This window comes from Kluyvera ascorbata ATCC 33433, assembly GCF_000735365.1.
Classification (GTDB): domain Bacteria; phylum Pseudomonadota; class Gammaproteobacteria; order Enterobacterales; family Enterobacteriaceae; genus Kluyvera; species Kluyvera ascorbata.
In genome coordinates this window covers 1-9,669 of record NZ_JMPL01000145.1, presented here as the reverse complement: position 1 = coordinate 9,669, position 9,669 = coordinate 1, and the positions used below count along the sequence as shown (strand labels likewise).

The following is a 9,669-nucleotide window of genomic DNA, read 5'->3' as shown; positions in this document are numbered from 1 at the left end:
CACAGCTGCCTATTGCCGGATGGCGCTTCGCTTATCCGGCCTACATACAATCTCGTTACATTCACACCCACTCATTCTGTTACCGGTATCACGCAAAGCAGTTTACGTAAGCGTAATACGGAATATCGCAATTGTTAACTTTTCTCACTCATCCACACTGTATGGCGTCTTTCCCCACAATCGTGCTGTAACGACACCAGGTGATACGATGAACATGAAAGTTACCCGTAAAGAAAAAATCAGCTATGGATTAGGCGATATGGCCAGCCATATCGGTCTGGACAACGTCATTATCTTTTTAACCTTCTATTATACCGACGTGGTTGGCCTGCCCGCCGCCTTCGTGGGCACCATGTTTTTACTGGCGCGTACCGCTGACGCCATCATCGACCCGGCAATGGGCTATATGGCCGACCGTACGCGCTCACGCTGGGGCAAGTTTCGTCCGTGGATGCTGTGGCTGGCGCTGCCTTTCGGCGTGAGCTGTCTGCTGACCTACGCCGTGCCGCAGTCGCTGGACATGTCCGGCAAAATGATCTTCGCCAGCGTCACTTACACCTTCATGATGCTGATGTACACCGCCATCAACATTCCTTACTGCTCGATGGGCGCGGTCATTACGCCAGACAACGATGAACGCATCTCCCTGCAGTCCTGGCGCTTTTTCCTGGCCACGCTCGGCGGCGCCATGTCGACTTTCTTTATGATGCCGCTGGCCGAGTATCTGGGCGGCGATGACAAGCTCATGGGCTACCGTTCCGCAATGGCAATCATGGCCTGCGTTGCCGTGGTGATGTTCTGGATCTGTTTTGCCAACACCCGCGAACGCATTAAAGCCCCAGCCACTCACAACAACTACCTCGCCGAACTGCGTGACCTGCTGCGCAACGATCAATGGCGCGTGGTCGCCATACTGGTGATGACCAATATCGGCTTTGGCGTGATTCGCCTTGGCGCCATGATGTATTTCGTCACCTACTACCTCGGCAGCGCCGCTTACTTTATGTGGATGCTGGCCGCACACATCATCGGCAAAGCCGCCGGTAGCCTGCTGGCCAAACGTCTGACCCGCAACGCCAACAAGGTCCAGATGTTCGGCTACTGCGCCGTGCTGGCCGGGGTACTGAGTATCGGGCTGTTCTTCGCGCCAAAATCCATCGTCGTGCTGGTGCCGCTGACGTTCATCGTCTCTACCCTTTATCAGTCCACCACGACCCTGATGTGGGTGATGATGGCGGACGTCGCCGACTACGGCGAATGGCGTCAGGGTAAGCGTATGGACGGCATAATCTTCTCGACCTTCCTCGCCGTGCTCAAGCTGGGCATGGCGCTGAGTGGGGCCATCGTCGGCTGGACGCTTGGCTTTAGCGGTTACGTCGCCAACGCACCGGAACAAACGCCGCTGGCGATGCACTGCATCGTCGCCCTCTTTACCGTGGTGCCTGGTCTGCTGTCTCTGGGCGCATTCATCACCCTGCGCTGGTACAAGCTGGACGACAGCACCATGCAGGAAATCAATCTCGCGAAAACCCAATCTCTTGTGAAAGGATGAGTCAACCATGAGCGAACTAATTCAGCATGCAAACGCTATCGAATGGCGCTTCGAACGGCAGATACTGCGCGTAGAGCCCTGGGGAGAACACAGCCTCCGCGTTCGCGCCACCTGTGCTCCGGCGTTCAAGACTGAGCTAAATGCGCTGCTGCCCCAGGCTGAAAACCAGGCGATTATTCAGCAGGATGCGGAAACCCTGAGCTTAACCCACGGCAATATTCGTGCGGTGTTGAACCTCAAAGGGCAGCTGGCGTTTTATAACCAACGCGGTGAACTGCTGCTGGAAGAGATGTGGCGCCAGCGCTCAACGGTAGGGATTGGCGCCAGCGAAAAGAGCCAGGACAAATACGTCAGCGCCCTCAAGCTTGACGGCCGCGAATTTAAGCCGCTGCCCGGCGGTAAGTATCAGCTATCGGTGCGTTTTGAGTCGCGTGACGGCGAGCGGCTGTACGGCATGGGGCAGTATCAGCAGCCGTGGCTGGATCTCAAAGGCTGCTCGCTGGAGCTAGCCCAGCGTAATTCACAGGCCAGCGTGCCGTTTTTACAATCCAGCCTCGGCTACGGCCTGCTGTGGAACAACCCCGCCATCGGCGAGGCGGTGCTGGCGAAAAACCACACCTGGTGGACCGCGCGCGTCACCGAAGAGATGGATTACTGGATAACTGCGGGCGATAGCGTCGCACAAATTACCCGCCAATACGCGCGCGCCACCGGTACGCCGCCACCCGCGCCGGAATTTATCAGCGGCCTGTGGCAATGCAAGCTGCGCTATCGTAATCAGCAAGAGGTGCTGGAAGTGGCCCGTGAATATCACCGCCGCCAGCTACCGCTCTCGGTGATAGTTATCGACTTCTTCCACTGGCCGAACCAGGGAACCTGGTGCTTTGACCCGGTTGACTGGCCCGATCCGAAAGCGATGGTGGAAGAGCTGGAGTCACTCGGCATTAAACTGATGGTCTCCGTCTGGCCGACGGTTGAAGCGCGCAGCCCGCTGTTCCCGCATATGAAAGCCAAGGGTTGGCTGGTCACCAGCGATCGCGGTGTGCAGGTCAATCTCGACTTTATGGGCAACACCACCTTCTTTGATGCCACCCACCCGCAGGCCCGAGAGTACGTCTGGGAGACGGTGAAGAAAAACTATTACGATCTCGGTATCAAATTGTTCTGGCTGGATGAAGCCGAGCCGGAGTACCGCGCCTACGATTTCGATAACTATCGCTATCATGCCGGTCCGGTACTGGAAGTGGGCAACCGCTACCCGCGCGATTTTGCGCAGGGCTTCTACGATGGGCTGCACGACGCAGGCGAGCGCGATATCGTCAATCTGGTGCGCTGCAGCTGGGCCGGTAGCCAACGCTACGGCGTGCTGGCCTGGTCAGGCGACGTGCACTCGTCTTTCCACGCCTTCCGCAACCAGTTGGCCGCTGGGCTGAATATGGGTCTGGCGGGGATCCCGTGGTGGACCACGGATATCGGCGGTTTCCAGGGCGGAAACATTCACGACCCGGCCTTCCACGAACTGCTGATCCGTTGGTTCCAGTGGGCCGTGTTCTGCCCGGTGCTGCGCATGCACGGCTACCGCGAACCGCGGGTTCAGCCGCCGGAAAGCTACCGTCATGGTATCCCGCAGTGCGACAGCGGTTCGCCTAATGAGCTGTGGAGCTACGGTGAAGAGAACTTCGCCATTATGCAGCGCTGGCTTGGGGTCCGTGAAAGCCTGCGTCCGTACATTGATGCGCTGTACGATAATGCCCACCGCCACGGTGACCCGCTGATGCGCCCGCTGTTCTGGCACTACCCTGACGAGCCGCAAAGCTGGCAGACGGAAGATCAGTATCTGTTCGGCGAGGATCTGCTGGTCGCGCCGGTGATGCATGCAGGACAACGCCAGCGTGATGTCTGGTTACCGAGCGGTAATGCCTGGGTAGGGCTCGATGGAGAGCGCTATCAGGGCGGCCAGCGCATCACCGCCGCTGCCGGGCTGGGGACGATTCCTCTGTTTATTCGCGAAGGCAGTCCATTATTGACGGTATTGGTCAGATAATCAGGCAAATGCCTGAAATCCTCGACAAAGATTGAAAAAGAACTGTGTACGCCCCGCTTCTTGCGTACAGTAGAGTGACAAACAGTAACCCGGCCGAGCACAGCGACGCCGGGCTACGATAATGCAGTCTTTTTTCTTTTTCTGGCAAGGATTACCGCTCTATGCTCGATACCACCCTACTGATCCTTTTAGGTCTGGCGGCGCTCGGCTTTATCAGCCACAACACCACCGTCGCCGTCTCCATTCTGGTTCTGATTATTCTTCGCGTCACCCCGCTAAGCACCTTCTTCCCGTGGGTAGAAAAACAAGGGCTTAGCATCGGGATTATTATTCTGACCATCAGCGTTATGGCGCCCATCGCCAGCGGCACGCTGCCGGCCTCCACATTGATACACTCGTTTGCCAACTGGAAATCGCTGGTTGCCATTGGTGTCGGCGTGTTTGTCTCGTGGCTCGGCGGGCGCGGCGTGACGCTGATGGGAACTCAGCCGCATCTGGTGGCTGGACTATTAGTCGGCACGGTTCTTGGCGTCGCCCTGTTCCGCGGCGTGCCGGTCGGGCCGTTGATTGCCGCCGGTCTCGTCTCGCTACTTATTGGGAAGTCGTAGTCAGCGCCGCCAGATAGCGCCCCGGCGTTTTCCCTAGCCCCTTGCGGAACATGGTGATAAACGCCGTGGTGGAGTCGTAACCCAGCGACAGCGCCACCTGCTGTACGTTAAGCCCGCGTATTAACATCTGCAGGGCGAGGATCAACTGCAGCTGATGCCGCCAGCGGCGAAAGTTCAGCCCGGTCTCTTTCACCACCAGCCGGGCAAGATTGCGCTCGCTCATGGCGAAGCGTTGCGCCCACTGCGTCAGCGTCTGCCACTGCGCGGGCTCCGCTTCCATGGTCTCCACCATCAGACGAATTTTCGGGTGTGCGGAGACCGGCAACTGTAGCTGCTGCTCTGGCTGCTGCGGTAACTCATCGAACAGAACCTGAATGAGCCGCTGCGTTTCTGGCTCCAGACGCTGGGCTTCATCGCGCTGAGCTAACGCTAAAATCAGCTCGCGAACCAACGGTGATATCTTCAGCGTGCAGCAGTGCGCTGGCATCTGCGCCGCGCCGGGTTCGATAAACAAAAAGCACAGTTCCGCCTGCGGCGTGGCCCGATTGCTGTGCGGTACTTCACCGGGGATCCACACCGCAAACTGCGGTGGTACCATCCACATCGCATTTTCCACTTCACAGGTAATCGCTCCGCGCAGCGCAAGAATCAGCTGCCCTTTTCGGTGCTGATGCAGCGGAATATGCTGCTCCCCCTCGACTACCTGTACCCCAAACGCGATGGCCGCATCCTGATGGCTATCCGGGTGATAGCCGCCTAAACCGAGTCCCAGCATCATTTTGTCCGAATTTAGCGATAATCTGTCATTTTAGCTTGATTTCAGCAAAGGCTAAACCGGGTATTGTAGTGCTCCCACTCTTTTGTCGAGATGACTATGTCTGATGTTGTGACGTCTCCCAGCCGCCGTTGGCTGCTGATTATTGGTATTTTATTGATTGCTTCGACGCTGCGCGTCACCTTTACCGGCGCCGCCCCTCTGCTCGATTCGATTCGTGCGGAATACGGGCTGACCACCGCACAGACCGGGCTGTTAACTACGCTGCCGCTGCTGGCGTTTGGTCTGGTCTCACCGCTGGCAGCCGGGGTAGCCCGGCGTATCGGCATGGAGCGCAGCCTGTTTATCGCCATGCTGTTGATTTGCGCCGGTATCGCCGTGCGCTCTCTGCCGTCGGTCGCGCTGATGTTTGTCGGTACCGCCATTATTGGCTGCGGGATTGCGCTCGGTAACGTACTGCTGCCAGGGTTAATCAAACGTGATTTTGCCTCACAGGTGGCGAAATTCACCGGGGCCTATTCGGTCACCATGGGGGCCGCCGCCGCGTTGGGTTCGGCGCTGGTCGTTCCTATTGCGCTAAGCGGCTTTGGCTGGCGCGGCGCGCTGCTGATGTTGATGGTGTTCCCAGTACTGGCGCTGCTGTTCTGGTTGCCGCAGTGGCGGGCAGCAAAAACCACGGCCATCTCCGGCAGTGGTGCCATGCATAATCGCGGCATCTGGCGCTCGGCGCTGGCCTGGCAGGTGACGCTGTTCCTCGGCCTGAATTCGCTGGTCTACTACGTGATTATCGGCTGGCTGCCAGCAATTCTGATTAGCCAGGGCTACAGCGAAGCGCATGCTGGCTCTCTGCATGGCCTGTTGCAGCTTGCTACCGCCGCTCCCGGTTTTGTGGTGCCGATTATCCTGCATCGTATGAAGGATCAACGCGGGATCGCTATTACCGTCGCGCTGATGTGCGCCGTTAGCGCGCTGGGCTACTGGCTCTTTCCCTCACAGGCGGTGCTCTGGACGGTTATCTTTGGCTTTGGCTCCGGCGCTACTATGATTTTGGGCCTGACCTTTATCGGGCTGCGCGCCAGTTCGGCGCATCAGGCTGCCGCCCTTTCGGGGATGGCGCAGGCAGTGGGCTATCTGCTGGCAGCATGCGGGCCGCCGCTGATGGGGAAAATTCATGATGCCACCGGCGCATGGCATATCTCATTGCTTGCGGTTGCTATCATTGCGCTGGTGATGGCGGTGTTCGGCGGGCTTGCCGGGCGAGATAGAGAGATTAACGTCGGATAACGTCGTAGCCCGACCGAGCGTAGCGACGCCGGGAAAAATCCCGGAGTCGGCGTACCGCCTCGTCCGGGCTACATTTTTACTGGGCAGCAGCGTGCAGGAAGGCCTGCACCAGCGGCGCAGGGCGCCCCGCCAGCGCGTTACGTTCATGCTGGAACAGCGTCGCCACGAAGAACGGATGCGTGACCAGTTCCACCGCGCGAATGTCACCATTTTCATCCCAGCCAGTTACCCGCAACGCCTGTGATTGCAAGGCATCGGCAAATTCGGCAGAGATGCCGTAGTTGCAGTGATAGCCCTCTTCAATGCTGTCGCGACCGTACGCGCGGGCAATGAGCGTGTTAGCCCGCAGTTCAATGGTGTCGCTCTTCTCCACCAGCGAGCAGGTCAGCGGCGCAATCACCATGCGGCCTTCGGTATCCGTTTCCGCATGCGCGGCATCTTCCCATCCCATCACGTTACGCGCGTATTCCAGAATAGCGTGCTGGAACCCCCCGCAAGTGCCAAGAAACGGCAGGCTATTTTCGCGAGCATAGCGGGCGGCGGTCAGCGCACCTTCGGTGTTTTCATACGGGCTCGCAGGCACCAGCCAGATGCCATCGAAATCGGCGAAAGCGTCAGCACTATGCACATCGCACGTAGCCACCCAGCGGTATTCAATAGGTCGTTCCAGTACCGCAGCGGCGTCATCAAGCGCCAGCGGAATGGCCTGATGCGCAAGGACATCAGCGTTGTAGTCACCCACCAGGGCAATGCGAAGAACAGAGGTAGTAGCGGAGTTTTCCATGGGAGATCCTTATGTACAGACATGACGAACGGCATAAGGAGCCTCAGATTAGCGATGTCGTCACGCTTTAGCAATACCCGGAGGGCGAACCCCACGAATCTTTGTGGTATGGTCGAATGGAAAAAGGGAGGAAGGATATGATCCAGTGTAAACGCGTGTATGACGACGCAACACCTGATGATGGTTACCGTGTCCTGGTCGACCGGTTGTGGCCGCGCGGCATCAAAAAGGAAAACCTTATCTACGATGAATGGTGCAAAGACCTTGCCCCTTCAGCCGAGCTGCGCAAGGCCTACCACGGCGAGGTCATCGACTTTGCCACCTTCTGTCAGCATTACCGCGAAGAGCTTTCGCGCCACCAGGACGAAGGCCAGCGTCTTGCTGACATTGCGCAAAGACAGGGATTAACGCTGATTTACGCGGCCGCCAATACCGCGCAAAACCATGCCCGCGTACTCGCCGACTGGCTAAAAAATCGCTAAACCCTGAACGCGATGTCTGCGGACATCGCGTTATTCCACCAGGGCAGCACGCTCTTGCTCAACCTGCGCGTCTGGCGTTAATGGCAGTAAATACTCTGAACGGACAAACGCAAACCCCTGCTGTCCCTCACCTGCGCTGACTTCACCGGTCACCAGCCACAGCGCACGCGGCGCATCGGCGGACAGCTCGGTCATCACGCCGTTAACCGGGTTCAGGCAACGCTCTCCTGGGTTAATCAGCGCAAACAGTTCAACACTCTTGCCAATATTGGCTCGGCCAGCAGCAGTACGGGCACCAATGATCACGGCGATGGTACCCGGTTTCAGCGAAAACATACGTCTCTCGTTAATCAGAATTATCTTAGGTGCGCAGTTTACTGGATAGAGAATGTACTGTCATTTTTTCTGTGGATGATCGCGTCGCCACAGCGCCCACTCCTCAATCGTTTCGCCATTTGGCAGTTTGCAGAGGCTTGATTCGCCCTGCGCATTGACCTGACGAATGCTTTCTCCCCCTTTCTGCTGGCAATAAACCGCAGCAGGATTTGCCATACCAATTTGCGGCGGTAAAGGTGCTTCTGGTTCAGCCTGTTTTGCACATCCTGCAAGCAGCAATGGCAGCAGTAAAACGTAGCGACGGGACATCATTTCTCCTTAGTTTCACACTGGAATTTAGCTTTAAACTCCATAATTTCTTCAAATTAACTACACTTTTGCGACGTAAAGTACATTTCGTTCTCAACTGACCAGAGAACAGAACATTCCATAATCAATGAGTTATTTTGCCCCATCTCCCCCGATGGGGCTTTTTTTTATCTGTAATAAGAAGCAGATAACCTCTCGTTACACACCTTTTAGACACACAGTGCTTACCTTCTTGATACATAATGTATAAAATTTAGTGTATCTGGATCGCATTCAAGCTCAAATGCCACCATTCACGCTATCGTAGGGACCCTCGTTTTCATGTCAGATATTATCCTTGCTCGGGTATCGCAAACGCTTGCCACTGAACAATCTCTGGAAAGTCTTGTTCGCCAACTGCTTGAGATGCTTGAACTGGTGACCAATATGGAATCCACCTATCTGACGAAAATTGATACGCAGGCCGACCTGCAGCACATCGTTTATTCGCGCAACAGCGGTGAAATGAACATTCCAGAGAATTTCTCCGTTCCCTGGGGCGATACCCTGTGTAAACGCGCGATGGACGACGGCTGTTTTTACAGTGACCATGTTCCTGAGCAGTGGGCCGATTGCGACGCCGCCAAAGCGCTGGGTATCACCACGTTCCTGAGCACGCCGATTCACCTGACCGACGGTTCGCTTTTTGGCACTCTATGCGCCACCAGCACCGAGCAAAAGCCGCTCAGTTTTAATAGCGAACACGTGCTACAACTGTTTGCCAGCATTATCGCCCGCTATATCGAAAAGGAGTCGCTGGTAGCCCAGCTTCAGGAGGCTAACGCCGCGCTGATTTATCACTCCTATACCGATGCGCTCACCGGCCTTCCTAATCGCCGCGCCGTTTTTGAAAATCTGGAGACGCTGTTCTCGCTCGCGAGGCATCTGAACCACTCGGTGATGCTGGCCTTTATCGACTCGATAAGTTTAAGATGATCAACGACTGCTACGGACATCAGGCGGGCGATGCATTTTTACAGCAGGTAGGTCAGCGCCTCAAGCTTGGCATTTCCCCCGACGACCAGCTTGGCCGGTTGGGCGGCGATGAATTTATGGTCGCCACGCTTGCCCGTACAGCGGTACAGCTTGAGCACTTTGCCGAAACGCTACGCCAACTGTTGATTGGTGATTACCTTCTCGGTGACACGTTGATTCACTATCCCGGTGCCAGCATCGGCGCTATTGTGGTCGACCCCAACGTGATGGATCCTGATGGCGCGCTGCGAGCAGCAGATAGCGAAATGTATCAGGATAAAAAATTCCGTCATCGCCCGGAAATTACCGCCCAACGGGTTGAATAATTACAGTATCATACGCGCTGTTTATGGAAAAATTCAGGATGTCACAATGAGATTGGGTATCGCCTTCCCCATCGTTATCTTCATTATCGCCGTCATCTTTCTGGCCTGGTTTTTTATTGGCGGTTACGCGTTGCCGGGAGGAGCACAATGAGAAA

10 protein-coding genes and 1 pseudogene are annotated in these 9,669 nt (G+C 56.5%); 7 read left to right on the top strand and 4 right to left on the bottom strand.

The genetic code is table 11. From position 1 onward, the window contains the following. The first annotated feature begins 208 nt into the window (after positions 1-208). The 3 genes from GKAS_RS21105 to GKAS_RS21095 all read left to right on the top strand — a co-directional run bounded on the left by GKAS_RS21105 (position 209) and on the right by GKAS_RS21095 (position 4,204). Complete coding sequence (locus tag GKAS_RS21105; RefSeq protein ID WP_051910829.1) at positions 209-1,552, top strand: glycoside-pentoside-hexuronide (GPH):cation symporter; 1,344 nt, start codon at positions 209-211, stop codon at positions 1,550-1,552. A gap of 7 nt (positions 1,553-1,559) precedes the next feature. After that, complete coding sequence (locus tag GKAS_RS21100) at positions 1,560-3,596, top strand: glycoside hydrolase family 31 protein (RefSeq protein ID WP_035897174.1); 2,037 nt, start codon at positions 1,560-1,562, stop codon at positions 3,594-3,596. Between the two features lie 161 nt (positions 3,597-3,757). Beyond that, entirely contained in the window at positions 3,758-4,204 is a 447-nt protein-coding gene (locus GKAS_RS21095) for a DUF441 domain-containing protein (RefSeq protein WP_035897172.1), read from the top strand. Here GKAS_RS21095 and GKAS_RS21090 read toward each other — a convergent pair. Further along, positions 4,188-4,979 carry an AraC family transcriptional regulator gene (locus tag GKAS_RS21090; RefSeq protein ID WP_035897177.1) on the bottom strand — a complete coding sequence of 264 codons (792 nt, stop codon included), beginning with the start codon at positions 4,977-4,979 and terminating at the stop codon, positions 4,188-4,190. The genes GKAS_RS21095 and GKAS_RS21090 overlap by 17 nt on opposite strands. A 99-nt stretch (positions 4,980-5,078) precedes the next feature. Here GKAS_RS21090 and GKAS_RS21085 point away from each other — a divergent pair, with 99 nt between their 5' ends. Continuing rightward, the gene (locus tag GKAS_RS21085) at positions 5,079-6,263 is read left to right on the top strand and encodes a CynX/NimT family MFS transporter (protein WP_035897170.1); all 1,185 of its coding nucleotides are present in this window, start codon (positions 5,079-5,081) and stop codon (positions 6,261-6,263) included. 76 nt (positions 6,264-6,339) lie between these two features. Here the strand turns inward: GKAS_RS21085 and GKAS_RS21080 are convergent, their stop codons facing one another. After that, entirely contained in the window at positions 6,340-7,047 is a 708-nt protein-coding gene (locus tag GKAS_RS21080; RefSeq protein WP_035897167.1) for a CTP synthase C-terminal region-related (seleno)protein, read from the bottom strand. Positions 7,048-7,184: 137 nt separating this feature from the next. Between GKAS_RS21080 and GKAS_RS21075 the strand changes: the two genes are divergently transcribed. Continuing rightward, entirely contained in the window at positions 7,185-7,529 is a 345-nt protein-coding gene (locus GKAS_RS21075) for a DUF488 domain-containing protein (protein WP_035897165.1), read from the top strand. A 30-nt stretch (positions 7,530-7,559) separates the two neighbouring features. Here the strand turns inward: GKAS_RS21075 and GKAS_RS21070 are convergent, their stop codons facing one another. Further along, complete coding sequence (locus GKAS_RS21070) at positions 7,560-7,865, bottom strand: hypothetical protein (protein WP_035897163.1); 306 nt, start codon at positions 7,863-7,865, stop codon at positions 7,560-7,562. A 60-nt stretch (positions 7,866-7,925) separates the two neighbouring features. After that, complete coding sequence (locus GKAS_RS21065) at positions 7,926-8,174, bottom strand: putative hemolysin (protein ID WP_227675092.1); 249 nt, start codon at positions 8,172-8,174, stop codon at positions 7,926-7,928. Positions 8,175-8,495: 321 nt separating this feature from the next. Here GKAS_RS21065 and GKAS_RS21060 point away from each other — a divergent pair. Further along, positions 8,496-9,514 (top strand): annotated as a pseudogene (locus GKAS_RS21060) (sensor domain-containing diguanylate cyclase). Between the two features lie 46 nt (positions 9,515-9,560). After that, entirely contained in the window at positions 9,561-9,665 is a 105-nt protein-coding gene (locus GKAS_RS24980; RefSeq protein ID WP_035897158.1) for a YoaK family small membrane protein, read from the top strand. Positions 9,666-9,669: the final 4 nt, after the last annotated feature.

Coding starts and splice junctions, on each gene's coding strand:
- GKAS_RS24980 (WP_035897158.1), top strand. CDS start 9,561: ATGAGATTGGGTATCGCCTTCCCCATCGTTATCTTCATTATCGCCGTC.
- GKAS_RS21085 (WP_035897170.1), top strand. CDS start 5,079: ATGTCTGATGTTGTGACGTCTCCCAGCCGCCGTTGGCTGCTGATTATT.
- GKAS_RS21080 (WP_035897167.1), bottom strand. CDS start 7,047: ATGGAAAACTCCGCTACTACCTCTGTTCTTCGCATTGCCCTGGTGGGT.
- GKAS_RS21090 (WP_035897177.1), bottom strand. CDS start 4,979: ATGCTGGGACTCGGTTTAGGCGGCTATCACCCGGATAGCCATCAGGAT.
- GKAS_RS21105 (WP_051910829.1), top strand. CDS start 209: ATGAACATGAAAGTTACCCGTAAAGAAAAAATCAGCTATGGATTAGGC.
- GKAS_RS21070 (WP_035897163.1), bottom strand. CDS start 7,865: ATGTTTTCGCTGAAACCGGGTACCATCGCCGTGATCATTGGTGCCCGT.
- GKAS_RS21075 (WP_035897165.1), top strand. CDS start 7,185: ATGATCCAGTGTAAACGCGTGTATGACGACGCAACACCTGATGATGGT.
- GKAS_RS21065 (WP_227675092.1), bottom strand. CDS start 8,174: ATGTCCCGTCGCTACGTTTTACTGCTGCCATTGCTGCTTGCAGGATGT.
- GKAS_RS21095 (WP_035897172.1), top strand. CDS start 3,758: ATGCTCGATACCACCCTACTGATCCTTTTAGGTCTGGCGGCGCTCGGC.
- GKAS_RS21100 (WP_035897174.1), top strand. CDS start 1,560: ATGAGCGAACTAATTCAGCATGCAAACGCTATCGAATGGCGCTTCGAA.